Raw genomic sequence first — 25,467 nt, forward strand, 5'->3', positions numbered from 1 at the left:
GCGCGCCGCAAAGGGCGGCTGTGCAAGGCCGCCGGCCTGGTGGCAGGCTGGCGGCGGAGATGGGAGACCGGGACCATGCGCCTTCTGCCGAGCCTTGCCTTGGGGGTATCGCTGTTCCTCGCCGGGCCGGCGATCGGGCAGAACCTGCGGATCGGGATCCAGGCGCCGCCCTCGACGCTCGACCCGCACTGGCTGCTGAACCTCGCGAACACCGGGGCGCTGCGGAACATCTACGACACGCTGGTCGCGCGCGACCACGAGATGAAGCTGGTGCCGGGCCTCGCGGAATCCTGGCGCGTGGTGGACGACACGACATGGGAGTTCCGGCTGCGCCCGGGCGTACGCTTCCATGACGGCTCGCCGCTCACCTCGGCCGATGTCGCGGCGTCCTTCCGGCGCGTGCCGAACGTGCCGGGCAACCCCAACCCCTATTCGATCTACCTGGCGGGGGTGACGGGGGTGGAGGTGGTGGACGACCTGGTCTTCCGCATCCGCACCAGCGGCCCGCTGCCGATCCTCACGACCAACCTGACCCAGGTCTTCATCGTGCCGCGATCGGTGGCCCAGCTCGGCAACCCCGAGTTCAATTCCGGCCAGGCGGCGATAGGCACTGGGCCGTTCCGGGTCGGCAGCTGGCAGACCAACGCGCCGCTCGTGCTGCGGCGGAACGACGCCTACTGGGGCGGCCGCGTGCCCTGGGAGACGGTGACGATGACGCCAATCCCGAACGACGCCGCGCGGATCGCGGCGCTGCTGGCCGGCGACGTGGAGTTCATCAACAACGTGCCCCTGCAGGACACCGGCCGCGTGCAGGGGGACCGGCGGCTCGCGCTGTTTGCGGCGCCGTCCATCTACGCCGTGAACATCTATCCCGACATCGAGCGCGACAACGCGCCAGGGATCGACGCCGGCGGGCGCAACCCGATGAAGGACGTCCGCATCCGCCGCGCCATGTCGCTCGCGCTGAACCGGGACGCGATGGCGCGCCAGATCATGGAGGGCTATGCCGACCCGACCGACCAGCCCGTGCCGCCCTTCGTCTTCGGCGCGATCCCCGACCGCGCCGTGCCCGCGCCCAACATCGCGCAGGCCCAGGCGCTGCTGGCCGAGGCCGGCTGGGGCCAGGGCTTCGGGCTGAACCTGTTCTGCTCGCCCAACCGGACGCCGCGCATCTGCCAGGCGATCGCCGCTTCCTGGACGCGCATCGGCATCCGCACGACGGTCGAGGTCGTGCCGCAGGCGACCTTCCTGCCGCGCCGCAACCGGCGGGAATTCGGGCTGTTCGTGACGGTCTTCGGCTCGCTGACCGGCGAGACGAGCTACCTGCTGGGGTCCCAGCTGCATTCCGTGGGGACGGTGCCGGGATTGGGCACGCTGAACTTCAACGGCCTCGGCGCGCCGGCGACGGATGCGGCGATCGTGCAGGCGCGCGCGACGCTCGACGACGCCGAACGCGCGCGGCTGTTGCGGGCGCTGGTCCAGCATGTCGTGGACGACAGCCTGATCATCGGCGTCGGCCTGCTGCGGTCCGTGAATGCCGGGCTGGCCACGCTGACCGCGCCGGCGCGCGCCGACGAGGAGGTCTTGGCAGTGGAGATCAGGCCGCGGTGAGCGCGATGGGCACGGCCGGCGGGGACGAGGGACGATTGCGCCGCTTCGCGGTGCTGATCGACGCCGACAACACCTCGCCGCGCATCGCGGAAGGCCTCTTCGCGGAGATCGCGCGCTTCGGCGAGGCGAGCGTGCGCCGCATCTACGGCGACTTCTCCTCGCCTCGCCTGAAGTCCTGGGCGGAAATCCTGCAGCGCTTCGCCATCGATCCCCACCAGCAATTCGCCTACACCCAGGGGAAGAACGCGTCCGACATCGCGCTGGTCATCGACGCGATGGACCTGCTGCACGCCGGCCATCTCGACGGCTTCTGCCTGGTGTCTTCCGATAGCGACTTCACGCGGCTGGCGTCGCGCCTGCGGGAGCACGGCGCCGAGGTCTATGGCTTCGGCGAGCAGAAGACGCCGGAGAGCTTCCGCAACGCGTGCCGGCGGTTCATCTACACGGAGAACCTGTCGGCGCCGTCGGAAGCGACGGCGGCGGGGCAGGCCTCGCCACCGGTCGCCCGCCAGCCCCTGGCGACGGCGGCCGAGTTGCTGTCCACGGCGGTCGCGCAGATGGAGGCCGACGAGGACGGATGGGTCCATCTCGGCGGCGTGGGCACCCGCGTCAGGACCATCGCGCCCGATTTCGACGAGCGCACCTATGGCTGCCGGAAGCTCAGCGAGCTCGTCGGCAAGATGCCGGAGTTCGAGGTGAAGCAGTCGGCAAAGGGCATGCTGATCAGGCCGGCCGCGCGGGCCAAGCCACGCGGCACGGCACGACGGTCGCCGGCTTCCGGCGCGCGGTAGCGCCCGCTACCCCCCGCAGGCCGCGAGCTTCGACCGCTTGCGCGTCGTCGCGGCGGGGAACTTCGCGAGCTTCTCCGGCGGCCTGATCGGCCTCGGCTGCAGATCGCCGCCGCAATTCGGGCAGCGTCCGCCGAGCCGTGTTGCCGCGCAGTCACGGCACCACGTGCATTCGAAGGAGCAGATCAGCGCGTCACGGCTGTCGGGCGGCAGGTCGCGGTCGCAGCACTCGCAGTTCGGGCGGAGCTCCAGCATGGCCGGTCAGGACGGCAGGCTGGGCTGGTTGACCTTGAGGCCGAAGAGCACGACGCGCTGCTCGCCCGTGAGGTCGATGCGGATCGAGCAGACGCGGTAGTTCTGCTCGCCGACCAGGATGAACTCGCCGACCTCCGGCAGGACGGAGGTGCGGGTCACCAGCCGCGAAGGACCCCAGGAGCCCTGGCCGGATCGCGACGGAACATATTCCGCCAGGCCGACATCGACGGGGGCGGGGAGGACGGTGGGCATGCCCTGTGACTACTCCAGGCCCTCATAGAAGTCGTTACCCTTGTCGTCGCAGACGATGAACGCCGGAAAATCCTCGACCTCGATGCGCCAGACCGCCTCCATGCCGAGCTCGGGGTACTCCAGCACCTCGACCTTGCGGATGCAGTCCTGCGCGAGCCGCGCCGCGGGGCCGCCGACGGAGCCGAGGTAGAAGCCGCCGTATTTCCGGCAGGCGTCGCGGACGGCCTTGCTGCGGTTGCCCTTGGCCAGCATCACGAAGCTGCCGCCCGCGGCCTGGAAGGCCTCGACATAGCTGTCCATGCGGCCGGCGGTGGTCGGGCCGAAGCTGCCCGTTGCCATGCCCTGCGGCGTCTTGGCGGGGCCGGCATAGTAGACCGGGTGGTTCTTCAGGTAGTCCGGCAGGCCCTGGCCGGCGTCGATGCGCTCCTGCAGCTTCGCATGCGCGATGTCGCGCGCGACGACCATGGGCCCGGTCAGCGACACCCGGGTCTTCACGGGATACTTCGAGAGCTCCGCGCGGATCTCGCTCATCGGCCGGTTGAGGTCGATCCTGACGACCTCGCCGCCGAGGAAGTCGTCGGTGGCCTCGGGCAGGTAATGCGCGGGGTCCTGTTCGAGCTGTTCGAGGAAGACGCCGTCGGGTGTGATCTTCGCCTTGATCTGGCGGTCGGCGGAACACGACACCCCGATGCCGATCGGCAGGCTCGCCCCATGGCGCGGCAGGCGGATCACCCGAACGTCGTGGCAGAAATACTTGCCGCCGAACTGCGCGCCGATGCCGAGGTTCTGGGTGAGCTTGTGCACCTCCTTCTCGAACTCGACGTCGCGGAAGGCGTGGCCGGCCATCGAGCCTTCGGTCGGCAGGCTATCGAGATAGCGGGTGGAGGCAAGCTTCACCGTCTTGAGGTTCGTCTCCGCGCTGGTGCCGCCGATGACGATGGCGAGGTGATAGGGCGGGCAGGCGCTGGTCCCGAGCGACTTGATCTTGTCCTCGAGGAACTTGAGCAGCTTGTCCTTCGACAGCACCGCGCGGGTCTGCTGGAAGAGGAAGGTCTTGTTCGCGCTGCCGCCGCCCTTGAGGACGAACATCAGGTGCAGCTCGTCGGCGTGGTGGTCGCCGGGTGCGGCCAGGATCGAGAAGTCCACGGGCAGGTTGTTGCCGGTGTTCTTCTCCTCCCACATCGTCAGCGGCGCCATCTGGGAATAGCGGAGGTTGGTCTCGGTGTAGGTGCGGTGGACGCCGTAGGACAGCGCCTCCTCCTCGTCGCCCTCGACCCAGACGCGCTGGCCCTTCTTGCCGAAGACGATGGCGGTGCCGGTGTCCTGGCACATCGGCAGGACGCCGCCGGCGGCGATGTTGGCGTTCTTCAGCAGGTCGAGCGCCACGAAGCGATCGTTCGGGCTGGCCTCGGGGTCCTTCAGGATATTGGCGAGCTGCTGCAGGTGGCCGGGGCGCAGCAGGTGGGAGACGTCCTTGCAGGCCGCGAAGGCGAGCTGCTCTAGCGCTTCCGGCTTCACCTTGAGCACGGTCTTGCCGTCGCACTGCACGGTGGACACGCCGCCGATCTCGAGCTTGCGCCAGGGCGTCGCATCGGGGCCCAGCGGGAACATCGTGGAGAAGTTGAAGCCTTGGGGGCGGCCAAGGGGACGGGACGGGTTGTCGAGGGGCATCGCAGCCTTCCGGGGTATTTTCCCGAGGCTTTAGCCCAGGCCGCGCGTCCCGTCAGCCGGGCGGGCCAGAAACCGCTTGAGAGCGCCGGACAAGGTCGGCTCCGCGGGGCTTTTCCGCTCCTGCGTCGTTCCCAGGCTTGCCGATGCAATCAGCATCGGCTGCGCCCGGCGCCTGGCAGGATCAAAAAATCCCCTGCGCTGGCACTCTCAAACGGTCTCTCAGGCGTCCCGGGCCGGCTTGCGGCGGAAGGCGTCGAGGCTGACGACCTGGGCGGGCCCGTCCTCGGCCGCCTTGGCCGGCGGCGGGGGCGCCGGCGGTTCCTCGGCCACCGCGGCGGGCGGGGCTTCCATGTCGGGCTGGAAGCGCAGGCCGTAGCGCACGGCAGGGTCGGCGAAGCCGGTGAGGGCGGACATGGGGACGACGAGGGTCGCGGGCATGCCGCCGAAATAGAGGCGGACGGAGAAGAGGTTGGCCGCGCGGTCCACGGTCAGCGCCTCGAACTGGTGCTGCAGGACGATGGTCATCTCCTGCGGGTATTTCGCCTTGAGGTGGCCTGGCACCTTGGTACCGGGGTGGTCGGTGCGGAAGGTCAGGTAGAAATGGTGTTCGCCCGGCAGGCCGTCGCGGCCGGCGAGCTCGAGCGCCCGCAGCACGACTTCGCGCAGCGCGTCGTCGGTCCAGAGTTCATACGGGATCAGGCTCTCGGCCTGGCGGGACTCGTCGCTCATTCGGGCTTCCCTGGCTAGGCAACCATAGGGCGAGCGACGCCCCGGTGAAAGAGGCCACACCGGAATGCGACATTGCCCGGAAAGCTGGAAGCCCACGGAATCGTATCGCGGCTTTGCCGCGATACGGCGAACAGAATTCCCAGGAACAGGCGCTGAACCGGGCCCCCACGGCGGTGCGGCGTGGCGCGCCTCCGGCGCGCCACGCAGCAACGTCGCGGGGAGAAAGAAGTGGGGGGCTTCTGTTGCCCGGCGCCCCCCGAGCCGCGCTTACCTATTTAGGCAGCGAGTGCGACAGCCTCGCGGCTGTTGTCGTTCGCACTTAGGTTTTAGCCCGATAACGGCGGTACAATGCCGGGCAAAAGCGACCCCTTTACCACGCGCGTCGAGCCTGTTTCGCCCCCGCTCCTGCCCACCCGACAAGTAGGGCTGATTGGTGGAGGCGCCGGGCACTGCCCCCGGGTCCGCAACGCTTATGCCGAGTCGTGTTTATCGCCATAGCCGGCAAGCCGGCACCGCTGGATATAGGCCGTTCCTACCGGGATTGCGAGGTCTGCCCTTCCCGTTGGCGCTGGCATCCCCGGGCTGTTACCGTGCCGCGCACCTCAGCCCGGGAGGACAGGTTCCATGGCAGCTGCGTCATCCACCGCCGCGGCCCCCATCGAGCAGCGCGTCGCGGCCGTCGAGCGCGTGCTGGAAGGCCGGGCGCGCGGCACCGGGCTCTCGGTGGACGGCATGGTCGCGCATGTCGAGGAGAACTTCGTTCCGGAGAACGGCGCCCGCGTGGTCGCGCGCGCCTGGACCGACCCGGCCTTCCGCGAGCGGCTGCTGCGCGACGGCAAGGCGGCCGTCGAGGAGCTCGGCATCCGCTTTCCCGCGCATCACCGGCAGCTCGTCGTGCTGGAGAACACGCCGGCGGTGCACAACGTGATCGTCTGCACGCTCTGTTCCTGCACCGCGCTCGCGGTCATCGGGCTGCCGCCGGACTGGTACAAGGATTTCGAGTACCGCGCGCGCGTCGTGCGGGAGGCGCGGACGGTGCTGCGGGAGATGGGGTGCGACCTGCCCGAGGGCGTCGAGATCCGGGTCTGGGACACCACGGCCGACACGCGCTACATGGTGCTGCCCGAGCGGCCGGCGCACACCGCGGGCTGGGCGGAGGAGAAGCTGGCCTCCGTCGTGACGCGCGATTCCCTCATCGGCGTCGAAAGGCTGTAGCCCGTGGACGGCGTGCATGACCTCGGCGGCCGGCAGGGCTTCGGCCCGGTCGGCTTCACGCCGGACGCGGCCGCGCGGCATGCGGCGTGGGAAGCGCGGGCGAATGTGCTCTACGGCATGGCCGTGCGGCTCGGCATCATCAACATGGACGAGTATCGCCATGCGATCGAGCGCATGGACCCGCGCCACTACCTCGGGGCGAGCTACTACGAGCGGTCGCTGACCGGCGTGGCGACGCTGCTGGTGGAGAAGGGCGTGGTCACGCGCGCCGAGCTGGAGGCGCTGGCGGGCGGCGGCTTTCCGCTCTCGCATCCCGGCACCGGCGGGCGGTCCAACGCGTCCGACCGGCGCCGCTTCCAGCGCGGCGAGCGCGTGCGGGTGAAGGACGACTTCGTGCCCGGCCATGTCCGCATGCCCGGCTACATCCGCGGCAAGACGGGCGTGATCGTGGGGGAGGGGCCACCCACGCCCTTCCCCGACGCCCATGCGCATGGCCTGCATGCCGAGGACGAGCCGACCTACGACGTGCGCTTCCGCAGCGAGGACCTATGGCCGAAGGGGGCGGAGGCCAGCCTGGTCCATGCCTGCGTCTTCCAGAGCTACCTGGAGCAGGCGGGCTGAGGGCCTGCGTCGGGGGCTGCCCGCGACTCGGGCTTCGGGCTAGGAAGGCGCCGGGATCGAGGAGCCGGGCATGGCGCTGACCAGCGAGCAGCAGCAGGAGATCGAGGCCGCGCGCCGGGCGACCGCGCCGACGCGGCGTCCCACCGTGCCTGCGCTCGAGGCCATGCTGTTCGAGGCGCTGCCGGTGCTCGACCACGGCTTCGTGCGGGTCGTCGACTACATGGGCGACGATGCCGCGATCGTGCAGGCTGCGCGCGTGAGCTACGGGCGCGGCACGCGGGCGGCGAACGAGGATCGCGGGCTGATCCGCTACCTCATGCGGCACCGCCACTCCACGCCCTTCGAGATGTGCGAGATCAAGTACCATGTGAAGCTGCCGATCTTCGTCGCGCGGCAGTGGATCCGCCACCGCACGGCCAACGTGAACGAATACTCCGCGCGCTACTCGATCCTGGACCGGGAGTTCTACCTGCCGGCGCCGGCGCAGCTGGCGGCGCAGTCCTCTGTCAACCGCCAGGGTCGCGGCGACGTGCTGGAAGGTGAGGAGGCACGCCGCGTGCTCGACCTGCTGCGCGAGGACGCGACGCGCAACTACGACCACTACCTCGAGATGCTGAACGAGGACGAGGACGGCAAGGTCATCGACGAGGGCCGGTCGGGCCTGGCGCGGGAGCTCGCGCGGATGAACCTGACGCTGAATGCCTATACGCAGTGGTACTGGAAGACGGACCTGCACAACCTCTTCCACTTCCTCTCGCTGCGGGCGGATGCGCATGCGCAGTACGAGATCCGTGTCTATGCGGAAGCCATGATGCGGACCGCCGAGGCCTGGGTGCCGATCGCGGCCGGCGCCTTCCGCGACTACCGGCTGGGGGCGGTGACCTTCTCCGCGCAGATGCTGGACATCGTGAAGCGGATGGTGGCCGGCGAGGCCGTGGCGCAGGAAGGCTCGGGGCTGTCGAAGCGCGAATGGCGCGAGCTGATGGAGGCGCTGGGGCGTGGCTAGCGCCTCGGCGGGCAGGCGAGCACCCGCGCGCGGCAAGGCGAAGGCCGCGCCGCGCTTCGCCTTCGGCTTCGGCCGGTGGTGGAAGGTGGCGCTGCTCGTCGGGCTCGTGATGATCGGTCTGCCGCTGGCGCATGCGATGTTCGGCGAGATCGGCGCGCTGCTCGGCGGGGCGGTGCTGTTCGGGTTTCTCCTGGGACGGTGGACGCTGCGATGACACCTGACCGCGTGGCCGCCGTGATCGACTTCCTCGCGCTGGCCGATCGCCTGAAGCACGTGGAGCGCCGCGGGCGGACCGTCGGGCCGGACGGCGCGGCGCGGCAGGAGAACTCGGCCGAGCATTGCTGGAACGTGGCGCTGGTCGCGATCCTGTTGCATGGCGAGGTCGTGGACCCGCCCGACCTCGGCCACGTGCTGGCGATGATCGCCGCGCATGACCTGGTGGAGGTCGAGGCCGGCGACACCTTCGCCTATGACGAGGCGCATGTGCTGACCCAGGCCGATCGCGAGCGCGCGGCCGCCGACATCGTCTTCGGCGGCCTGCCGCCCGACCTCGGCGCCAGGCTGCGCGGGCTTTGGGAGGAGTTCGAGGAAGGCGTCACGCCGGCTGCCCGCTTCGCCATGGCCTGCGACCGCGCGCAGGGGTTCCTGCAAGGCGTGATCGGCACCGGGCACTGGCGGCACGAGGGCATCGCCGAGGCCGCGACCCACAGGCGCATGAACCCCGCGCGGCAGGTGGCGCCGGTCTTCGAGGCGCTGATCGCGACGCTCTACGAGCGCGCGCGGGCGGGACGCATGTTCGCGGAGCCCGCGCCATGACGGTGATCGTGTTCGGCTCGGCCAATGCCGACCTCGTCTTCACCGTGCCGGACCTGCCCGCGCCGGGTGTCACGGTGATGGGCCAGGACGTGAAGACCTTCCCGGGCGGCAAGGGTGCCAACCAGGCGGTCGCCGCGGCGCGCGACGGCGCGCGCGTGATCTTCGCCGGCGCGGTCGGGCGCGACGGCTTCGCCGAGGTCGCGACGGCGGCGCTGCGCGACGCCGGCGTGGACCTCTCGCGGCTGGCGGTGCCCGACGCGCCGACCGGCTGCGCCTCGATCTGCGTGGACGCGGCGGGGCGGAACCAGATCGCGGTGGCGCCGGGCGCGAATGCGCTGGCCCGCGCTGGTCAACTGGAGGACGCGATTCTCTCCCCCGGCGCGATCGTGCTGCTGCAGATGGAGGTGCCGCCGGATGAGGTCGCAGCGCTGATCCGCCGGGCCAAGGCGCGCGGCGCGCGGGTGGTGCTGAACCTGGCGCCGCCGGGTGAGCTGCGGGTGGAGGCCATGCGCGCCGTCGACCTGCTGATCGTCAACGAGCACGAGGCGGAGGTGCTGGCATCGCGGCTGGGCTGCGCCCCAGACGCCGCGGCACTGCGCGGCGTACTGGGCGCCGGGGTCGCCGTGACGATGGGCGAGGCCGGGGTGGTCGCAGCGACGGCGGCGGGCGAGGTCGCGGTGCCGGCCTTCTCCGTCACGCCGGTGGACACGACGGGCGCCGGCGATTGCTGGTGCGGCGTGCTCTGCGCGGCGCTGGATCGCGGGCTGGTGCTTGAAGCGGCGATGCGGCGCGCGAGCGCGGCGGCGGCGATCGCGGTGACGCGTCCAGGTGCCGCGAGCGCGATGCCGCGCGCGGCGGAGACGGACGCGCTGCTGAGCCCCCTCCGCCCCTAAGAGCGAGAGAGGGCTCCGCGTCTCAGCGCTGGCAGCGCGGGCGCAGCGCCGCGACCACCAGGTCGTTCAGCGCGCCCACGGTGCGCGCCTGGCGCGCCCAGGCATCGTCGAGCTCCACGCCGAGGTCGCGCCGGATCGCCATCACGATCTCGACCTCCGAAAGCTCGTCCGCGCGAAGATCCTCGGCGATGCGGGCCTCCGGGCGCATCGCCGCCGGCGGCACGCGCAGCACCTCGGCGAGGACGCGGGAGACCGCGGCGGGCACGCCGTTGGCGGCCAGCGCGGCGCAGCCCGAGGGGCGCTGCGCCTGCGCGGCCGCACAGCAGGCCAGGGCCAGCATCGCGACGACGATCGCCCCGCGTCCTGCCATCTGCCGATCCTCCCGACCGTCCCGTCCGCCGACCTCTACTCCACCACGATCCGCGGTCCGGCCTTCGCGCCGGCGCGCCCGGCCAGCTTCTCCCGCAGGCGGCTCGCGATGCGCTGGTAGGTCTTCGCCTCCTCGCTGTCGGGGCGCGACGCCACGATTGGCGTGCCGGCATCGGCGAGCTGGCGAATCTCGAGCTTGAGCGGCAGCTCGCCCAGGAATTCGACGCCGAGCGCCTCGGCCTCCTTCCGCGCGCCGCCATGGCCGAAGAGGTCGGCGCGGTGGCCGCAGTTCGGGCAGCAGTAGAAGCTCATGTTCTCGATCAGCCCGAGGACGGGGACGCCCACCTTCTCGAACATCTTCACGCCGCGTCGGGCGTCGATCAGGGCGACGTCCTGGGGCGTGGAGACGATCACCGCGCCGGCGAGCGGCACGCGCTGGGACATCGTGAGCTGCGCGTCGCCGGTGCCGGGCGGCATGTCCACGACCATGACGTCGAGGCTGCCCCACTCGACCTGGCCCATCAGCTGTTCCAGCGCGCCCATGACCATCGGGCCGCGCCAGATCATCGCGGTATCCTCTTCCACCAGGAAGCCGATGGACATCGCCTTCAGGCCCCATCGCTGCAGCGGGATGATGCGCTGGCCCTCCGCGCGGGGGCGTTCGCGGGTGCCGAGCATCTGGGGAAGCGACGGGCCGTAGATGTCGGCGTCGAGCAGCCCGACCTTCAGCCCCTGGGTCGCCAGGGCGACGGCGAGGTTGACCGCGGTGGTGGACTTGCCGACGCCGCCCTTGCCTGAGGCGACGGCGACGATCGCGCCGACATCCGGGAGGAGCATCGGCCCCTGGCCTGTTGGGGTGCGGCCGGCGGGCTTGGCAGCGGCGGGCGCCGGCTCCGCCCGGTGGGCGGTCAGGACGGCGGTCGCCGACAGGACACCGGGGACGGCGGCCGCGGCCTTCTCGGCGGCCGTGCGCAGCGGCTCGGAATCGCGGGCGCGTTCGCGGGGGACCTGTATCGCGAACTGGACCATGCCGGCCTTCTCGGTCAGGCCCTCCACCATGCCCGCCTCGACGATGTCGCGGCCGCTGGCGGGGTCCCTCACCGAACGAAGCGCCGTGCGGATACGGGCCTCAAGTGTCTCGCCCATCGCTTGAAAAACCTCCCGAAGGCTTCGATATCGCCGGGGCCGCAACCGGGTGACCCAAAGGGGTGACCTGGGCCTGCCGCCGGGGCGCCGGGGGTGATATGGACCGGCGGCACGGCGGCTGCACCCCTGCCGCCCAAACACTGGACTGCCGGGACAACAAGGAGGTCGAGGACCCGAATGGCGTGGAACAACAGCGGCGGACCCAGCCCCTGGGGCAATCCCAGGCCAGGCGGGCCGTGGGGATCGCCGCCACCGCCTCCGGGCGGAGGCCAGGGCGGCGGGCGCGGGCCCACCCCCGACCTCGACGACATAATCCGCCAGGCGCAGGACGCGGTCCGGCGCTGGCTGCCGCGCGGCACCGGGGGCAAGGGCCTGGCGCTGATCGCGCTCGTCCTGGTCGTGCTTTGGGCCGCGTCGGGCTTCTACCGCGTCCAGCCGGACGAGCAGGGCGTTGTGATGCGCTTCGGCGCCTTCGAGCGCACCGCCCCGCCGGGCCTGAACTACCACATCCCCTGGCCCGTCGAATCCGTCACCACGCCGCGCGTGACGCGCATCAACCGCGTGGATGTGGGCTTCCGCACCGCCGCCGACACCTCGCCGGGCATGCGCCCGGTCGCGGCGCGCGACGTGCCGGAGGAAAGCCACATGCTGACCGGCGACGAGAACATCATCGACATCGACTTCGCGGTGTTCTGGCGCATCCGCGACGCCGGCGAGTTCCTGTTCAACACCCGCAACCCCGAGGCGACCGTCAAGTCGGCGGCGGAGAGCGTGATGCGCGAGGTGATCGGCCGCACGCCGATCCAGCCCGCGCTGACCGAGGCCCGCGCGCAGATCGAGCAGGAGGTCCGGCGCGGGGCGCAGGCGATCCTCGACCAGTACCGCTCGGGCGTGGAGATCACGCAGGTGCAGCTGCAGAAGGTCGATCCGCCCGCGCAGGTCGTGGACGCTTTCCGCGACGTGCAGCGCGCCAATGCGGACCGCGAGCGCGCCCGCAACGAGGCCGAGAGCTATCGCAACGACATCATCCCCCGCGCCCGCGGCGAGGCCGAGCGCATGGTCCAGGAAGCCGAAGGCTTCAAGGAAAGCCAGGTCGCCCGCGCCCGGGGCGAGGCGCAGCGCTTCCTCTCGGTGCTCAGCGCCTACCAGGTCGCGCAGGACGTCACGACGCGGCGGATGTACATCGAGACGATGGAGGAGATCCTGCGCCGTAACCCGAAGATCGTGGTGGATGCCGGGCTGCAGGGCATCGTGCCGCTGCTGAACCTCGGCGAGCCCGGCCGTGCCGTGCCGCCCGCCGCGGCGCTGCCGCAGGTCAGGCCGCAGCCGGGGCAGCAACCCAGCGTCAGCACGACGCCCCGTGGCCAGGGAGTGCCCCGATGAGCCGCGCCCTGATCGGGGCGGTGGTGCTGGCGGCGGCGCTGCTCGTCGCCTCCTCCACGCTCTTCACCGTGCATCAGACGCAGCAGGTGCTGATCACCCAGTTCGGCGAGCCGATCCGCGTGATCCGCGAGCCCGGGCTGCACTACAAGCTGCCCTTCATCCAGTCGGTGATCGCCTTCGATCGCCGCCTGCTGGACTACGACGCGCCCGGCGAGGAGGTGATCCTCGGCGACCAGCGCCGCCTGATCGTGGACAGCTTCACGCGCTACCGCATCACCAACCCGCTCGAGTTCTACCAGACGGTCGGCGCGACGGAGGCGGGCATCCGGGCGCGGCTGAACTCGATCGTGCAGTCCTCGCTGCGCCGGGTGCTGGGCAACGAGCCGCTGCTGTCGGTGCTGTCCACCGACCGCACGCGGATCATGGGCACGATCCGCAACCAGGTGAACGAGGAAGCGCGCCGCTTCGGCATCGAGGTGACGGATGTCCGCATCCGCCGCGCCGACCTGCCGGAGGAGAACACCCAGGCGATCCTGTCGCGCATGCAGTCCGAGCGCGAGCGCGTCGCCCGGGAAGCGCGCGCCGAGGGCGCGGAGGTGGCGGTGCGGGTGCGAGCCGGCGCCGACCGCGAGCGGACGGTGCTGCTGGCCGAAGGCCAGGCGAGCGCCGACATCCTGCGCGGCCAGGGCGAGCAGGAGGCGATCCGCATCTTCGCGGATGCCTTCCAGCGCGACCCCGCCTTCTTCCAGTTCTGGCGGTCCATGCAGGCCTATCGCGACGCCTTCGGCGAGGGCGAGACGCGGCTGCTGCTGTCGCCGGACAGCGAGTTCTTCCGCTACTTCCGCGGGACCTCGCAGATCGGCCAGCCCGGCGCCGTCGCGCCCGCGCCGCCGGCAGCCCCGGCGGCCGCGCCGGCCCCGGCCCGGACCTCGGATTGAGGTCCGGCGCGGGCGATGACGCTGGCCCAGGTCCTGGCCGGCGTGGCGGTGGTGCTGGCGGTGGAGGGGTTGCTCTACGCCGTCGCACCGGACGCCATGCGGCGGGCGGTCGGCAGGCTGGCCGAGCTGCCGGAGCAACGGCTGCGTGTTGGCGGGCTGGTGGCGGCGGCGGCCGGGATCGGCGTCGCCTGGCTCATCACCCGGTGAGCCGAACCCGCGGGGTTCCGTGACGCTCTGTCACGGGACAGGCCCGGCCCGCGGGCTTACCGATCGGGCCGGACATGCCAAACTGGGTGCTTCGCGGCCCACTTGCCGCTAGGCTCGCCCCATCAGGGAAGGTTGCCCCCCGTGCGTCTTGCTCCGCTCGCCATTGCCGCCGTCCTGGCCGCGCCGCTCGGCCTCGGCCAGCCCGCGGCTGCCCAGCAGATAGCCCCGCAGGTCGCGCCGCCGGGCGCGCCGTCCTCCTTCGCGCCGCTGGCGCGGCGGCTGCTGCCGGCGGTGGTCAACATCCAGACCACCCAGGCCGCCGGCAGCGGGCAGCGTGCCCAGCGCGACGCGCCGGAAGTGCCGCAGGCGCCGCCCGGCAGTCCCTTCGAGGAATTCTTCCGCGACTTCCTCGAGCGCAACCGCCCGGGCCAGCAGCCGCAGCCCGGCCAGCCCAACCGCCCGCCGCAGCAGCAGCGCCGTGCGCAGTCGCTGGGATCGGGCTTCATTATCGACGCCACCGGCATCGTGGTGACCAACAACCACGTCATCGAGGGCGCGGACGAGATCAACGTCGTCCTGCAGGACAACACGACGCTGAAGGCCGAGCTGGTCGGCGCCGACCCCCGCACCGACATCGCGGTGCTGCGCGTCCGCCCAGAGCGCCCGCTGCCGGCGGTGCCCTTCGGCGACAGTGACAGCGCCGAGGTCGGGGACTGGGTGGTCGCGATCGGCAATCCCTTCGGGCTTGGCGGGTCGGTGACGACCGGCATCGTCTCGGCGCGCGGGCGCGACATCCGCCAGGGGCTCTACGACGACTTCATCCAGACCGACGCCGCGATCAATCGCGGCAATTCCGGCGGGCCGCTGTTCAACCTGAACGGCGAGGTCATCGGCATCAACACCGCGATCTACTCGCCATCCGGCGGGTCCATCGGCATCGGCTTCTCCATCCCGTCGAACCTGGCCAGGAGCATCGTGGCGCAGCTACGCGACGACGGGCGCGTCCGCCGCGGCTGGCTCGGGGTGAACATCCAGCAGGTCACGGACGAGATCGCGGAGAGCCTCGGCCTGCAGCACAACGGCGTGCGCGGGGCGCTGGTGGCGCGCGCGCAGGATGGCGGGCCGGCGGCGGCCGGTGGCATCCAGGCCGGCGACGTGATCCTGCGCTTCAACAACCAGGAAGTGCGCGAGATGCGCAACCTCCCGCGCATCGTGGCCGAGACGCGGGTCGGCACGCAGGTCCCCGTCGTGGTCTGGCGCAACGGCAAGGAGGAGACGGTGCAGGTCACGGTCGCCGAGCTGCCCTCCGACCAGCAGCAGGCCGCTGCCCAGCCCAACCAGCCGACGCCGCGGCCGCAGACGACGGAGCTCTCGGGCCTCGGCCTGCGGATCGCGCCGCTCACGCCGGAACAGCGCGAGCGCTTCAGCCTGCGCGCGGAAAGCCGCGGCGTGGTGATCACCGAGGTCGCGCCGGGCAGCCCGGGCGCCGAGCGCGAACTCCGCCCCGGCGACGTGATCGTCGAGGTGCAGCAGGAACGCGTGACGACGCCGCAGGAGGTGCAGGACCGCCTGGAGCGCCTGCGCCGACAGGGCCGCGCGACGGCGCTGCTGCTGGTGGAAGGCCCGCAGGGCCAGCGCTGGGTGCCGCTGCGCCTGGCGCCGCAGCCGCAGCAGGGGCGTCCCGGGTGATCCAATCCCCACGAAGCCGCTTCGCGTCTTCGCGGGGACCCCGGATTGGCTCCCGACGCCTCGACTAGGCTCCGCCTCCCGCGGCAACGCCGCGGGAGGGCACCGGGGGGCGGAACGGCGACCGCGGGCGCGGTGCCTGCGCTGTCAGCCGCCGCGGAACTCTTGCCGACGGTACCCCTGGGCAAAGAGCAGCGCCGTCAGGTCGCCGTGGTCCACCCGCGCGCCGGCCGCGGCCGCGACCACGGGCTTGGCCTTGAAGGCGACGCCGAGGCCGGCGGCGCGGATCATGTCGAGGTCGTTCGCGCCGTCGCCGACGGCGAGTGTCGCGTCCATCGGCAGGCCGTGCTGGGTGGCGAGGCGCGTCAGCGTCGCGAGCTTGGCGTTGCGGTCGAAGATCGGCTCGGCGACACGACCCGTCAGCTTGCCGCGCTCGATCACCAGCGTGTTCGACGCGTGCTCATGAAAGCCGAGGCGCTCCGCCACGCGTCCCGTGAAGAAGGTGAAGCCGCCGGAGGCGAGGCAGGTGACGGCGCCATGCGCGCGCATCGTGCCGACGAGCTCGGCCGCACCCGGCATCATCCGCGTGGCCTGCCAGACCGCGTCGAGCGCCGCGGCGGAGAGGCCCTCCAGCATGCCGACGCGCTCGATGAGCGCGGCGCGAAAGTCGAGCTCGCCGTTCATGGAGCGGCGGGTGATCTCGGCGATCCTGTCCTTCAGCCCGGCATAGGCGGCGATCTCGTCCAGCGTCTCGGAAGTGACGATGGTGCTGTCCATGTCGGCGATGAGCAGACGCTTGCGGCGGCTCTCGGCCGGGGTCGCGATGGCGTCCACCGGGGCGTCGGACAGCGCGGCGCGGGCAGCGGCGACGGCCTGGTCGGGGGCGCCCTGGAACGGGATGTCGGCGGCCTCCCTCTCCGACAGCCAGTCCGGCTTGCCGGGCGCGATGCCGAGCGCGTCCAGCGCGGTCCGGGCACGCGCGACGAGGGCAGGGTCGAGCGCGCCTGGCGGCGCGACCAGGGTCAGCACATTGGGCATGGGCGCCCTCTGCCACTGTGACCGGGACTAGGCAACCACCGGCGATCCTGGTCGCCGGGCCGACGGCGTCTGGGAAGAGCGCGCTGGCGCTGGACCTGGCGGAGCGGGTCGGCGGCGTGGTGATCAACGCGGATTCCATGCAGGTCTACCGGGAGCTTCGCGTCATCACGGCGCGGCCGACCGACGCCGACCTGGCGCGGGTGCCGCACGAGCTCTACGGCGTTCGCCCGGCGGCGGAGGCCGGGACGGCGGCCTGGTGGCGCGGCGCGGCGCTGGCGGCGATGGACCGCGCGTGGCAGGCGGGTCGCGTGCCGATCCTCTGCGGCGGGACGGGCCTGTATTTCGCGGCTCTGACCGAGGGCCTGGCGGAGGTCCCGCCGGTGCCGGCAGTCGCGCGGGCGGAGGCGCGGCGCCTGCTCGCGGAGGAGGGGCCGGCAGCGCTCCATGCGCGGCTGGCCGCGCTGGACCCCGAGACCGCGGCGACGCTGCGGCCTTCCGACAGCCAGCGCATCGCGCGGGCCTACGAGGTCGCGACAGGCACGGGGCAGGGGCTCCGGGCCTGGCAGAAGGCCGGCGGCACGGGCCCCGCGCCCTTTGATTTCGCGGGCGTGGTGCTCGACCCCCCGCGCGATGCGCTGCGGGCCGCCATCGCGGCGCGGTGGGACATGATGTTGCGCGAGGGCGCGATCGAGGAAGTCCGCGCGCTCGGGGAGCAGCACCTTAATCCCGCTCTGCCGGCGATGCGCGCGCATGGCGTGCCGGAACTGCTGGCGCATCTGGCCGGCCGCATGACGCTGGAGGAGGCTTCGAAGCGCGCCATCCTCAACACCGGGCAATACACCAAGCGGCAGGCGACCTGGTTCCGCCACCACGACCTCGCAGGACCGGCACGGACACGACGATTCGCTGCAAGATGGGCTAATAACACGCAAGATTCGGAAAGTTTGTTAGAATATTTCGCATTATTCCTTGGGAAGGCGCGTTGACGCAGTGCGGCATAGGGTCTAGGGGTGCCGCCCCGCCGCGGATGGGCCGCGAGCGCAGAGAGAGGCGCGCACGAAAATTGCGCGCGAAGAAAGCACCACTCCGATGTCCGCCACGTCCCAGCACGCCGATCCCGCCGCCCTGACGATGTCGGGCGCGGAGGTCGTCCTTCGCGCGCTGAAGGACCAGGGCGTAGAGGTCATTTTCGGCTATCCCGGCGGCGCGGTATTGCCGATCTACGACGCGCTGTTCCAGCAGAACGCCATCCGCCACATCCTGGTCCGCCACGAGCAGGCCGCGGTGCATGCGGCGGAGGGCTATGCGCGCTCCACTGGCAAGGTGGGCTGCGTGCTGGTGACGTCCGGCCCCGGCGCGACGAACGCCGTGACGGGCCTCGTGGACGCGCTGATGGACAGCATCCCCGTGGTCTGCCTGACGGGCCAGGTGCCGACGCACCTGATCGGCAACGACGCCTTCCAGGAAGCCGACACGACGGGCATCACGCGCCCCGCGACCAAGCACAACTACCTCGTCAAGAAGTCGTCCGACCTGGCGCGCGTCGTGCACGAGGCCTTCCGGGTCGCGCGCACCGGCCGTCCCGGCCCGGTGGTGATCGACCTGCCGAAGGACATCCTGATCGCCAAGGCGCCCTATACCGACGCGCCGCCGGCCGACCAGCCGCACCGTTCCTACCGCCCGCAGACCGAGCCCGATGCCGGCCAGATCCGCAAGGCCGTGGCGCTGCTCAAGGCCGCGAAGCGCCCGGTCGTCTATGCCGGCGGCGGCGTGATCAATGCGGGTCCCGAGGCGTCGGAGCTGCTGACGAAGTTCGTCCGCATGACGGGCTTCCCCTGCACCAACACGCTGATGGGGCTCGGCGCCTACCCGTCCTCCGACCCGCAGTTCCTCGGCATGCTCGGCATGCACGGGACCTACGAGGCGAACCTGGCGATGCATGGCTGCGACGTCATGCTGAACATCGGCGCGCGCTTCGACGACCGCGTGACGGGGCGGCTGAACGCCTTCGCGCCGGATTCCAAGAAGATCCACGTCGATATCGACCCGTCCTCGATCAACAAGAACGTCAAGGTGGACGTGCCGGTCGTGGGCGATGCGGGCCGCGTGCTCGCCGCGCTGATCGAGGCCTGGAAGGAAGACCCGGCCCCGCACGACCGCGAGGCCATCGCGGCCTGGTGGCGCGCGATCGATGGCTGGCGCGCGAAGGACTGCCTGCGCTACCGCCAGGAAGGCAAGATCATCAAGCCGCAGCACGCGGTGAAGCGGCTCTACGAGATAACGAAGGAAATGGGCCGTGAGACCTTCATCACGACGGAGGTCGGCCAGCACCAGATGTGGGCCGCCCAGTATTTCGGCTTCGAGAAGCCGAACCGCTGGATGACGAGCGGTGGCCTCGGCACGATGGGCTACGGCCTGCCCGCCGCGATGGGCGTGCAGATCGCGCATCCCGACGCGCTGGTCATCGACATCGCGGGCGAGGCGTCCATCCTGATGAACATCCAGGAGATGGGGACGCTCGCGCAGTACCGCCTGCCCGTGAAGGTCTTCATCCTCAACAACGAGTACATGGGCATGGTCCGCCAGTGGCAGGAACTGCTGCATGGCGGCCGCTATTCCGAGAGCTACAGCGCCGCGCTGCCCGACTTCGTGAAGCTCGCCGAGAGCTTCCACGCCGTCGGCATGCGCGCGACGTCGGCCGACGACCTCGACCGCGTGATCCGGGAGATGATCGCGATCGACAAGCCCGTCATCGCCGACATCGCGGTGGACCAGAAGGAAAACTGCTTCCCGATGATCCCGTCCGGCGCGGCGCATAACGAGATGATCCTGGGGCCGGAGCAGGAAGGCGGCGTCGCCGGCGTCACCGACGAGGGCAAGGTCCTCGTCTGACGCCGACGACTTCCGACCAGCGGCGCGGTGATCCCGCCCGCTTTCTCCTGCTCCTTCCGGACCTGGATCCATGCCTGACCCCACCGACAACGACATGCGCGCCGCGACGATCGCGGTGCTGGTGGAGAACGAGGCCGGCGTGCTCGCGCGCGTCATCGGCCTGTTCTCCGGCCGCGGCTACAACATCGACAGCCTGACCGTCGCGCCGGTGGACGACACCGGCCGCATCTCCCGCATCACCATCGTAACCAGCGGCACGGAGATGGTGATCGAGCAGATCAAGGCGCAGCTCGATCGCCTGGTGCCGGTGCACAAGGTCTCCGACCTGACGCTGGAAGGCCCGCACCTCGTCCGCGAGCTCGCGCTCATCAAGGTCGTCGGCAAGGGCGAGAACCGCGTCGAGGCGCTGCGCCTGGCCGATGCCTTCCGCGCCCGCGTGGTGGATGCGACCACCGAGAGCTTCGTCTTCGAGATGACGGGCAATGCGGACAAGATCGACGCATTCTGCGCGCTGATGCGGCCCGTCGGGCTGGCCGAGGTGTCGCGGACCGGGGCCGTGGCGATCGCGCGCGGCACCTCCTCGCTCAGGCCCTGAAACCTTGGGTGGGATCGCGCGGTTCCAGGGGCGCACCGATACCGGAACCCCGCTCATGCGCCTCTTCGCCTGCCAGAAGTGCAGCAACCTGCTGCATTTCGAGAACACGAGCTGCGAGAAATGCGGCTCCGCCCTCGGCTACTTGCCGCCGCAGCGGATGCTGTCCGCCTTCGCGGACGGCGTCGCACTGCTCGACCGGCAGCGCTGGAAGCCCTGCGCCAATGCGGCCTGGCAGGCCTGCAACTGGATGCTGCGGGAGGACGAGGAGCAGGAATACTGCCCGGCCTGCCGCCACAACGCCGTCGTGCCGGACCTCACCATCGCGGCGAACCTGCCGCTCTGGCAGAACCTCGAGGTCGCGAAGCACCGGCTGCTCTACACGCTCGACCGGCTTGACCTGCCGCACGACCCGGAGGAGCTGCGCTTCTCCTTCCTGGCCGACACCGCCGCGCAGAACGCGATGACCGGGCACGACAACGGCCAGATCACCGTGGCGCTGGCCGAGGCCGACGACGCCGAGCGGGAGAAGCGGCGCAGCGCGATGCACGAGCCCTTCCGCACGCTGCTCGGCCATTTCAGGCACGAGGTCGGGCACTACTACTTCCTCGTCCTGGTGGAACGTGCCGGCCGCCAGGACGCATTCCGCGCGCTGTTCGGCGACGAGCGGGCCGACTACGCCGAGGCGCTGAAGGCGCATTACGCGAAGCCGCCTTCGGACGACTGGCGCGGCCAGTACATCTCGGCCTACGCGGCGGCGCATCCGCATGAGGACTGGGCGGAATGCTTCGCCCACTACCTCCACATGGTGGACAGCCTGGAGATGGCGGCGAGCTTCGGCATGAGCATCCGCCCGCGGCTGGACCGCGAGGGCGTGCTGGAGGCGGAGGTGGATTTCGACCCCTACCGCGCCTCCATCGAGGACATCCTGCTGGCCTGGACCCCGCTGACGGTCGCGATGAACGCGATGAACCGCAGCATGGGGACGCCGGATCTCTACCCCTTCGTCCTGAGCGAGGCCGTCGGGCGGAAGCTGGGCTTCATCCACGAGTTGGTGCATCACAGGCCACGAACACGGCCGAACTAGAAGGAACGGGACCAATGCGCGTTTACTACGACCGCGATGCGGATGTGAACCTGATCAAGGGCAGGAAGGTGGCCGTCATCGGCTTCGGCAGCCAGGGCCATGCGCATGCCATGAACATGCGCGACAGCGGCGTGAAGGACGTCGTCATCGGGCTGCGCCCCGGCGGGTCCTGGGCGAAGGCCGAGGCGGCGGGCTTCAAGGTGATGACGCCGGCGGAGGCCGCGAAGTGGGCCGACGTGACGATGGTGCTCACGCCCGACGAACTGCAGGGCGACCTCTACCGCGACCACCTGCACGCGAACCTGCGCCCGGGCTCGGCCATCGCCTTCGCCCACGGCCTGAACGTGCACTTCAACCTGATTGAGCCGCGCCCCGACATCGACGTCTTCATGATCGCGCCGAAGGGCCCCGGCCACACCGTTCGCGGCGAATACCAGAAGGGCGGCGGCGTGCCCTGCCTGGTGGCCGTCCACCAGAACCCTTCGGGCAATGCGCTGGAGATCGCGCTGTCCTATGCCTCGGCCGTCGGCGGCGGGCGTTCCGGCATCATCGAGACGACCTTCAAGGAGGAGTGCGAGACCGACCTCTTCGGCGAGCAGGTCGTGCTCTGCGGCGGCCTGGTCGAGCTGATCAAGGCGGGCTTCGAGACGCTGGTCGAGGCGGGCTACGCGCCGGAGATGGCGTATTTCGAGTGCCTGCACGAGGTAAAGCTGATCGTGGACCTGATCTACGAGGGCGGCATCGCCAACATGAACTACTCGATCTCCAACACCGCGGAGTACGGGGAGTACGTCACGGGCCCGCGCATCATCACGGCCGAGACGAAGAAGGAGATGAAGAAGGTGCTGGAGGACATCCAGTCCGGCCGCTTCGCGCGCGACTGGATGCTGGAGAACAGGGTCAACCAGGCCAGCTTCAAGGCGACGCGCCGGCGGCTCGCGGAGCATCCGATCGAGGAGGTCGGCGAGAAGCTCCGCGGCATGATGCCGTGGATCAAGAAGAACCAGCTGGTGGACAAGAGCCGGAACTGAGGCAGGCCCCCTCCCGGCCTCCCCCGCATCGCGGGGCAGGTGAAGCAAGGGCGCCGGAGGGAGACCTCCGGCGCCCTTCTTCATGCGCCAAGGAAGGTCGCGCGCACCAGCGCGCGGTAGAGCAGAATGTGCCGCGACAGCAGCCGCGGGTCGCGCATCACGCGGGAGATCGTGATCCCGCCATCCACCGTGACCGAGACCATGTCGGCGAGGTCATCGAGGTCCACCGCGATGCGCGGCGGATACATCGCCGCAATGCGCTCCAGCCTTTCGCGGAAGCGCCCGCGCCAGGCGAGTACCGCGTCGCGGTTGAGGTCGCGGATCTCGCGGTCGAAGAGCTGCTCCTGGTAGCAGACCGAGGCCACCATGCAGCCGGGATGCACCTCCGTCATCTCGGCCATCAGCTCTGCGAACAGCTTCAGCGCGACGAGAAAGCCGTGCAACGGATCGTCGTTCAGCGCGTCGGCGCGCGCGAAGAGGTCGTCCAGGATCGCCCGGTCGCGCTCGATGTAGCGCAGCAGAAGGGCCTTCGCGAGCTCTCCCTTGTCGCGGAAGTGGTAGAAGAAGCCGCTCTTGGAAAGGCCGGCGCCGGCGATCAGCTCCTCGATGGAGGTGGCGCCGAAGCCCTTCTGCAGGACCGCGGCCTCGGCCAGGTCCAGCAGGCGTTCACGCGCGCTGTCGCGCCTCGCGAGTGTCGTGGCCATGGGTTCACTGTACCGCAGGTGCAGTCGCGCTGTGCAAGAACACCTGCAGAGCAGGCCGCGGCAGCGCAACCCGGGGCCCAAATCATTGGAACCAAAGGCGTTGCGGAAAATGCGGCGGCTGCACCACGCGGCCGGTGGAGCGACGGCCGCCGGGGCGGCAAACAGGGGCCAGCCGGAACCGCCGAAAGGAAGACACACATGGCCACCGACATCAGGGGCAACCCGCTGAGCTGCGATGCGGCGACCGCCGCGAAGCTCGACGCCGCCTTCCTGAAGTTCCACACCTACCAGGTCGATCCCATCGCCGCGCTGGACGAGGTGATCGCCGACCAGCCGGACTGCGTCATGGCGCATGCCGTGCGCGCCGGTATCATCGCAACCGCCACCGACAAGGCCTTCGACGCCGAGTTGCGGTCGAGCCTCCAGCAGGCGGAGGCGCTGGCAGGCAAGGCGAATGGGCGGGAGCGCCGCTACATCACCGCGGCACGCCTCTGGGCCGATGGCGATCTCCACGCCGCGACCGAGCAATGGGGGCTGGCGGCGGTCGAGAACCCCCACGACCTTCTTGCCGTTCAGCTCGCCCAGCTCGGCGACTTCTTCCTCGGCCAGAGCCAGATGCTGCGCGACCGCGTGGCACGCGTCCTGCCGGCCTGGCGGGACGGCATGCCGGGGCATGGCTACCTGCTCGGCATGCATGCCTTCGGGCTCGAGGAATGCGGCGACTACGCGCGCGCCGAGGAGGAAGGCCGGCGCGGCGTGGCGCTCGACCCGCGCGACGGCTGGGCGGTGCATGCGGTGGCGCATGTCCTGGAGATGCAGGGCCGGGCAGAGGAAGGTGCCGCCTTCCTGCGCGACACCGCGCCGGGCTGGTCGCCCGACAACCTCTTCGCCTTCCACAACTGGTGGCATCTCGCGCTGTTCCGCATCGAGCAGGGCGATATCGCCGGCTCGCTCGCGCTGTTCGACGATCGCATCTCGGCCGGCGGCTTCGCGTCCGCGCTGGAGGCGGTGGACGGTTCGGCGCTGCTCTGGCGGCTCTGGGTGCTGGGGCACGATGTCGGCGACCGCTGGTCGCGGCTGGCGGAGGCCTGGCAGTCGCGGATGGCGGACGGCATCTACGCCTTCAACGACGTGCACGCGATGATGGTCTTCGTCGGAACGGGCGACGTCGGGGCGCAGAACGAGGTGCTGAGCACGCTGGAACGCGCGGCGGCCGGCGGCGGGACGAACGCGATGATGTCGCGCGACGTCGGGCTGCCGCTGGCGCGCGGGCTGGCGGCCTTCGGGCGCGGTGACCATGCCGGCGCGATCGCCCATGTCCTGCCGCTGCGTGGCCACGCCCATCGCTTCGGCGGCAGCCATGCGCAGCGCGACGTGCTGAGCTGGACGCTGTGCGAGGCGGCGATCCGCGCCGGCGACGCCGCGATGGCTCAGGCGATGGTAGCGGAGCGGTTGGCCACGAAGGAAGGCAGCCCCGTCGCGCAGGGCTGGGCGGCGCGATGCCGTGCGCTCGGCCACCGCGCCGCGGCGTGACCCGCCTGCCTATCGACTGCAAGGGGGCGGCAGGGCAACCTGCCGTCCTTTGTCGTTCAACGGGAGGAACAAGGCCATGAAGACCATCGCCTGCCTGCACACCGCCGCGGGCAACGTCGCGGTCTTCGACGCGGCCTGCCCGCCCGGCGTGACGCTGACCCACACCGTCAACGAGGCCCTGCTGAAGGACGCCGAGGCCGCGGGCGGGCTCACCGACGCCATCGCGGACCGCACCGCCCGCGCACTGGAAGCGCTCGCCGCGCCCGGCGTGGATGCGGTGCTGCTGACCTGTTCGACCGTCGGGCCTGGCGCAGCGCGCGCCGCGGCGCCCATCCCCGTGCTGCGCGTGGACGCCGCGCTGGCGGATACCGCGACGAAGCAGGGCGGCAAGGTCGTGGTGCTCTGCGCTGTCGAGACGACGGTCGAGCCGACGCGCGCCATCTTCGCCGAGGCGGCGGCGCGCAACGGCGCGACGCTGGACGTCCGCCTGGTGCCCGGGGCCTGGGCGGCGTTCCGCGGCGGCGATGTCGGCGCCTATCACCGCATCGTCGCGGAAGCTTCCGACGCTGCCTATGCCGAAGGGGCGAAAGCCGTCGCGCTGGCGCAGGCCTCGATGTCGGGGGCAGTCGCGATGGCGAAGGGGCCGAAGCCGCTGGCGAGCCCGCCGGTGGGTCTCGCCGCGGCGGCCGCGGCGTGATCCGCGCGATCCTGCTGGTGCTGCTGCTGGCCGCGCCGGCCGGCGCCCAGACCCGCGCCTGGACCGTCGAGAAATGCAGCCGCTACGGGCAAAGCTGGTCGGAGGCGCTGTCGCGCTTCGGGCGCGAGGGCCTGTCGGAGGAATTCCTGTCGCGCCATGACGCCTTCCTCGCTTCGGGCTGCCAGACCCGCAACGTCTGCCCGCGCAGCCCGCAGGAGCTGGCAATGGCGGATGTCATGACGGTCGCTGCGATGAATGCCGGGACCGCGAGCAGCTTCGTCCCCTTCATCTGTCGGGACTGAACGCG

Annotated in this window: 28 protein-coding genes and 1 other RNA gene; 20 read left to right on the forward strand and 9 right to left on the reverse strand. The window is 70.9% G+C overall.

What is annotated here, in order from left to right; genetic code table 11:
- Nucleotides 1-75 precede the first annotated feature (75 nt).
- Nucleotides 76-1,611: an ABC transporter substrate-binding protein gene (locus ACLF3M_RS30980; RefSeq protein WP_430660882.1), complete on the forward strand. Its 1,536-nt coding sequence runs from the start codon at nt 76-78 to the stop codon at nt 1,609-1,611.
- A gap of 5 nt (nt 1,612-1,616) precedes the next feature.
- Entirely contained in the window at nt 1,617-2,402 is a 786-nt protein-coding gene (locus ACLF3M_RS30985; protein ID WP_430660926.1) for an NYN domain-containing protein, read from the forward strand.
- Between the two features lie 6 nt (nt 2,403-2,408).
- Here the strand turns inward: ACLF3M_RS30985 and ACLF3M_RS30990 are convergent, their stop codons facing one another.
- The 5 genes from ACLF3M_RS30990 to ssrA form a co-directional block, all read right to left on the reverse strand.
- Complete coding sequence (locus ACLF3M_RS30990; protein ID WP_430660883.1) at nt 2,409-2,654, reverse strand: DUF1272 domain-containing protein; 246 nt, start codon at nt 2,652-2,654, stop codon at nt 2,409-2,411.
- 6 nt (nt 2,655-2,660) lie between these two features.
- The gene (locus tag ACLF3M_RS30995; RefSeq protein ID WP_430660884.1) at nt 2,661-2,906 is read right to left on the reverse strand and encodes a hypothetical protein; all 246 of its coding nucleotides are present in this window, start codon (nt 2,904-2,906) and stop codon (nt 2,661-2,663) included.
- A 9-nt stretch (nt 2,907-2,915) separates the two neighbouring features.
- Complete coding sequence (locus ACLF3M_RS31000; protein ID WP_430660885.1) at nt 2,916-4,517, reverse strand: fumarate hydratase; 1,602 nt, start codon at nt 4,515-4,517, stop codon at nt 2,916-2,918.
- A 279-nt stretch (nt 4,518-4,796) separates the two neighbouring features.
- Entirely contained in the window at nt 4,797-5,306 is a 510-nt protein-coding gene (locus ACLF3M_RS31005; RefSeq protein ID WP_430660886.1) for an SspB family protein, read from the reverse strand.
- Between the two features lie 227 nt (nt 5,307-5,533).
- Nucleotides 5,534-5,857: a transfer-messenger RNA gene (gene ssrA, locus ACLF3M_RS31010) on the reverse strand.
- Between the two features lie 73 nt (nt 5,858-5,930).
- Between ssrA and nthA the strand changes: the two genes are divergently transcribed.
- From nthA to ACLF3M_RS31040, 6 genes are all read left to right on the forward strand, one after another.
- Complete coding sequence (nthA, locus tag ACLF3M_RS31015; RefSeq protein WP_430660887.1) at nt 5,931-6,521, forward strand: nitrile hydratase subunit alpha; 591 nt, start codon at nt 5,931-5,933, stop codon at nt 6,519-6,521.
- 3 nt (nt 6,522-6,524) lie between these two features.
- Entirely contained in the window at nt 6,525-7,142 is a 618-nt protein-coding gene (locus tag ACLF3M_RS31020; RefSeq protein ID WP_430660888.1) for an SH3-like domain-containing protein, read from the forward strand.
- 70 nt (nt 7,143-7,212) lie between these two features.
- A complete protein-coding gene (gene thyX, locus ACLF3M_RS31025) occupies nt 7,213-8,148 on the forward strand; it encodes an FAD-dependent thymidylate synthase (RefSeq protein WP_430660889.1) in 936 nt (311 codons plus the stop codon).
- Nucleotides 8,141-8,362, forward strand: coding sequence for a hypothetical protein (locus ACLF3M_RS31030; RefSeq protein WP_430660890.1), 222 nt, complete (start codon nt 8,141-8,143; stop codon nt 8,360-8,362). Before thyX ends, ACLF3M_RS31030 begins: the two co-directional genes overlap by 8 nt.
- Nucleotides 8,359-8,964 carry an HD domain-containing protein gene (locus ACLF3M_RS31035; protein ID WP_430660891.1) on the forward strand — a complete coding sequence of 202 codons (606 nt, stop codon included), beginning with the start codon at nt 8,359-8,361 and terminating at the stop codon, nt 8,962-8,964. Before ACLF3M_RS31030 ends, ACLF3M_RS31035 begins: the two co-directional genes overlap by 4 nt.
- Nucleotides 8,961-9,857: a ribokinase gene (locus tag ACLF3M_RS31040; protein ID WP_430660892.1), complete on the forward strand. Its 897-nt coding sequence runs from the start codon at nt 8,961-8,963 to the stop codon at nt 9,855-9,857. The genes ACLF3M_RS31035 and ACLF3M_RS31040 overlap by 4 nt, the downstream gene beginning before the upstream one ends.
- Nucleotides 9,858-9,879: 22 nt before the next feature.
- Here the strand turns inward: ACLF3M_RS31040 and ACLF3M_RS31045 are convergent, their stop codons facing one another.
- Both ACLF3M_RS31045 and ACLF3M_RS31050 read right to left on the reverse strand, forming a co-directional pair.
- Entirely contained in the window at nt 9,880-10,227 is a 348-nt protein-coding gene (locus ACLF3M_RS31045) for an acyl carrier protein (RefSeq protein WP_430660893.1), read from the reverse strand.
- Nucleotides 10,228-10,262: 35 nt separating this feature from the next.
- Complete coding sequence (locus tag ACLF3M_RS31050) at nt 10,263-11,372, reverse strand: P-loop NTPase (RefSeq protein WP_430660894.1); 1,110 nt, start codon at nt 11,370-11,372, stop codon at nt 10,263-10,265.
- Nucleotides 11,373-11,549: 177 nt separating this feature from the next.
- Between ACLF3M_RS31050 and hflK the strand changes: the two genes are divergently transcribed.
- The 4 genes from hflK (at nt 11,550) to ACLF3M_RS31070 (ending at nt 15,589) form a co-directional block, all read left to right on the forward strand.
- Nucleotides 11,550-12,755 carry an FtsH protease activity modulator HflK gene (hflK, locus tag ACLF3M_RS31055; RefSeq protein WP_430660895.1) on the forward strand — a complete coding sequence of 402 codons (1,206 nt, stop codon included), beginning with the start codon at nt 11,550-11,552 and terminating at the stop codon, nt 12,753-12,755.
- Entirely contained in the window at nt 12,752-13,693 is a 942-nt protein-coding gene (gene hflC, locus ACLF3M_RS31060; RefSeq protein ID WP_430660896.1) for a protease modulator HflC, read from the forward strand. The genes hflK and hflC overlap by 4 nt, the downstream gene beginning before the upstream one ends.
- 15 nt (nt 13,694-13,708) lie before the next feature.
- Nucleotides 13,709-13,900 carry a DUF2065 domain-containing protein gene (locus tag ACLF3M_RS31065; protein WP_430660897.1) on the forward strand — a complete coding sequence of 64 codons (192 nt, stop codon included), beginning with the start codon at nt 13,709-13,711 and terminating at the stop codon, nt 13,898-13,900.
- A 141-nt stretch (nt 13,901-14,041) separates the two neighbouring features.
- Nucleotides 14,042-15,589: a DegQ family serine endoprotease gene (locus tag ACLF3M_RS31070; RefSeq protein WP_430660898.1), complete on the forward strand. Its 1,548-nt coding sequence runs from the start codon at nt 14,042-14,044 to the stop codon at nt 15,587-15,589.
- 144 nt (nt 15,590-15,733) lie between these two features.
- Here the strand turns inward: ACLF3M_RS31070 and serB are convergent, their stop codons facing one another.
- Nucleotides 15,734-16,624, reverse strand: coding sequence for a phosphoserine phosphatase SerB (gene serB / locus ACLF3M_RS31075; RefSeq protein ID WP_430660899.1), 891 nt, complete (start codon nt 16,622-16,624; stop codon nt 15,734-15,736).
- Between the two features lie 17 nt (nt 16,625-16,641).
- Here serB and miaA point away from each other — a divergent pair, with 17 nt between their 5' ends.
- From miaA to ilvC, 5 genes are all read left to right on the forward strand, one after another.
- Nucleotides 16,642-17,610, forward strand: coding sequence for a tRNA (adenosine(37)-N6)-dimethylallyltransferase MiaA (gene miaA, locus ACLF3M_RS31080; protein ID WP_430660900.1), 969 nt, complete (start codon nt 16,642-16,644; stop codon nt 17,608-17,610).
- 103 nt (nt 17,611-17,713) lie between these two features.
- On the forward strand, nt 17,714-19,516 hold the full coding sequence (locus tag ACLF3M_RS31085; protein ID WP_430660901.1) for an acetolactate synthase 3 large subunit: 1,803 nt from the start codon (nt 17,714-17,716) through the stop codon (nt 19,514-19,516).
- Nucleotides 19,517-19,586: 70 nt separating this feature from the next.
- Nucleotides 19,587-20,111, forward strand: coding sequence for an acetolactate synthase small subunit (ilvN, locus tag ACLF3M_RS31090; protein ID WP_430660902.1), 525 nt, complete (start codon nt 19,587-19,589; stop codon nt 20,109-20,111).
- Between the two features lie 55 nt (nt 20,112-20,166).
- Nucleotides 20,167-21,195: a zinc-binding metallopeptidase family protein gene (locus tag ACLF3M_RS31095; protein ID WP_430660903.1), complete on the forward strand. Its 1,029-nt coding sequence runs from the start codon at nt 20,167-20,169 to the stop codon at nt 21,193-21,195.
- Nucleotides 21,196-21,209: 14 nt separating this feature from the next.
- Nucleotides 21,210-22,226: a ketol-acid reductoisomerase gene (ilvC, locus tag ACLF3M_RS31100; protein ID WP_430660904.1), complete on the forward strand. Its 1,017-nt coding sequence runs from the start codon at nt 21,210-21,212 to the stop codon at nt 22,224-22,226.
- A gap of 80 nt (nt 22,227-22,306) precedes the next feature.
- Here the strand turns inward: ilvC and ACLF3M_RS31105 are convergent, their stop codons facing one another.
- On the reverse strand, nt 22,307-22,930 hold the full coding sequence (locus ACLF3M_RS31105; RefSeq protein WP_430660905.1) for a TetR/AcrR family transcriptional regulator: 624 nt from the start codon (nt 22,928-22,930) through the stop codon (nt 22,307-22,309).
- 198 nt (nt 22,931-23,128) lie between these two features.
- Here ACLF3M_RS31105 and ACLF3M_RS31110 point away from each other — a divergent pair, with 198 nt between their 5' ends.
- From ACLF3M_RS31110 to ACLF3M_RS31120, 3 genes are all read left to right on the forward strand, one after another.
- Complete coding sequence (locus ACLF3M_RS31110) at nt 23,129-24,463, forward strand: tetratricopeptide repeat protein (protein WP_430660906.1); 1,335 nt, start codon at nt 23,129-23,131, stop codon at nt 24,461-24,463.
- A gap of 76 nt (nt 24,464-24,539) precedes the next feature.
- Entirely contained in the window at nt 24,540-25,160 is a 621-nt protein-coding gene (locus tag ACLF3M_RS31115; protein WP_430660907.1) for an aspartate/glutamate racemase family protein, read from the forward strand.
- On the forward strand, nt 25,157-25,462 hold the full coding sequence (locus tag ACLF3M_RS31120; RefSeq protein WP_430660908.1) for a hypothetical protein: 306 nt from the start codon (nt 25,157-25,159) through the stop codon (nt 25,460-25,462). The genes ACLF3M_RS31115 and ACLF3M_RS31120 overlap by 4 nt, the downstream gene beginning before the upstream one ends.
- Nucleotides 25,463-25,467 lie beyond the last annotated feature (5 nt).

The sequence above is a fragment of the Falsiroseomonas sp. HW251 genome (assembly GCF_050563545.1).
Taxonomy (GTDB): domain Bacteria; phylum Pseudomonadota; class Alphaproteobacteria; order Acetobacterales; family Acetobacteraceae; genus Falsiroseomonas.

Bases quoted from the DNA above. Each gene is read 5' to 3' on its own strand.
- ilvC (WP_430660904.1), top strand. From the start codon at position 21,210: ATGCGCGTTTACTACGACCGCGATGCGGATGTGAACCTGATCAAGGGC.
- ACLF3M_RS31095 (WP_430660903.1), top strand. From the start codon at position 20,167: ATGCGCCTCTTCGCCTGCCAGAAGTGCAGCAACCTGCTGCATTTCGAG.
- nthA (WP_430660887.1), top strand. From the start codon at position 5,931: ATGGCAGCTGCGTCATCCACCGCCGCGGCCCCCATCGAGCAGCGCGTC.
- ACLF3M_RS30980 (WP_430660882.1), top strand. From the start codon at position 76: ATGCGCCTTCTGCCGAGCCTTGCCTTGGGGGTATCGCTGTTCCTCGCC.
- hflK (WP_430660895.1), top strand. From the start codon at position 11,550: ATGGCGTGGAACAACAGCGGCGGACCCAGCCCCTGGGGCAATCCCAGG.
- hflC (WP_430660896.1), top strand. From the start codon at position 12,752: ATGAGCCGCGCCCTGATCGGGGCGGTGGTGCTGGCGGCGGCGCTGCTC.
- ilvN (WP_430660902.1), top strand. From the start codon at position 19,587: ATGCCTGACCCCACCGACAACGACATGCGCGCCGCGACGATCGCGGTG.
- ACLF3M_RS31115 (WP_430660907.1), top strand. From the start codon at position 24,540: ATGAAGACCATCGCCTGCCTGCACACCGCCGCGGGCAACGTCGCGGTC.
- ACLF3M_RS30990 (WP_430660883.1), bottom strand. From the start codon at position 2,654: ATGCTGGAGCTCCGCCCGAACTGCGAGTGCTGCGACCGCGACCTGCCG.
- thyX (WP_430660889.1), top strand. From the start codon at position 7,213: ATGGCGCTGACCAGCGAGCAGCAGCAGGAGATCGAGGCCGCGCGCCGG.
- ACLF3M_RS30995 (WP_430660884.1), bottom strand. From the start codon at position 2,906: ATGCCCACCGTCCTCCCCGCCCCCGTCGATGTCGGCCTGGCGGAATAT.
- ACLF3M_RS30985 (WP_430660926.1), top strand. From the start codon at position 1,617: ATGGGCACGGCCGGCGGGGACGAGGGACGATTGCGCCGCTTCGCGGTG.
- ACLF3M_RS31035 (WP_430660891.1), top strand. From the start codon at position 8,359: ATGACACCTGACCGCGTGGCCGCCGTGATCGACTTCCTCGCGCTGGCC.
- ACLF3M_RS31065 (WP_430660897.1), top strand. From the start codon at position 13,709: ATGACGCTGGCCCAGGTCCTGGCCGGCGTGGCGGTGGTGCTGGCGGTG.
- ACLF3M_RS31045 (WP_430660893.1), bottom strand. From the start codon at position 10,227: ATGGCAGGACGCGGGGCGATCGTCGTCGCGATGCTGGCCCTGGCCTGC.
- ACLF3M_RS31105 (WP_430660905.1), bottom strand. From the start codon at position 22,930: ATGGCCACGACACTCGCGAGGCGCGACAGCGCGCGTGAACGCCTGCTG.
- ACLF3M_RS31050 (WP_430660894.1), bottom strand. From the start codon at position 11,372: ATGGGCGAGACACTTGAGGCCCGTATCCGCACGGCGCTTCGTTCGGTG.
- serB (WP_430660899.1), bottom strand. From the start codon at position 16,624: ATGCCCAATGTGCTGACCCTGGTCGCGCCGCCAGGCGCGCTCGACCCT.
- ACLF3M_RS31085 (WP_430660901.1), top strand. From the start codon at position 17,714: ATGTCCGCCACGTCCCAGCACGCCGATCCCGCCGCCCTGACGATGTCG.
- ACLF3M_RS31110 (WP_430660906.1), top strand. From the start codon at position 23,129: ATGGCCACCGACATCAGGGGCAACCCGCTGAGCTGCGATGCGGCGACC.
- ACLF3M_RS31005 (WP_430660886.1), bottom strand. From the start codon at position 5,306: ATGAGCGACGAGTCCCGCCAGGCCGAGAGCCTGATCCCGTATGAACTC.
- ACLF3M_RS31040 (WP_430660892.1), top strand. From the start codon at position 8,961: ATGACGGTGATCGTGTTCGGCTCGGCCAATGCCGACCTCGTCTTCACC.
- ACLF3M_RS31000 (WP_430660885.1), bottom strand. From the start codon at position 4,517: ATGTTCCCGCTGGGCCCCGATGCGACGCCCTGGCGCAAGCTCGAGATC.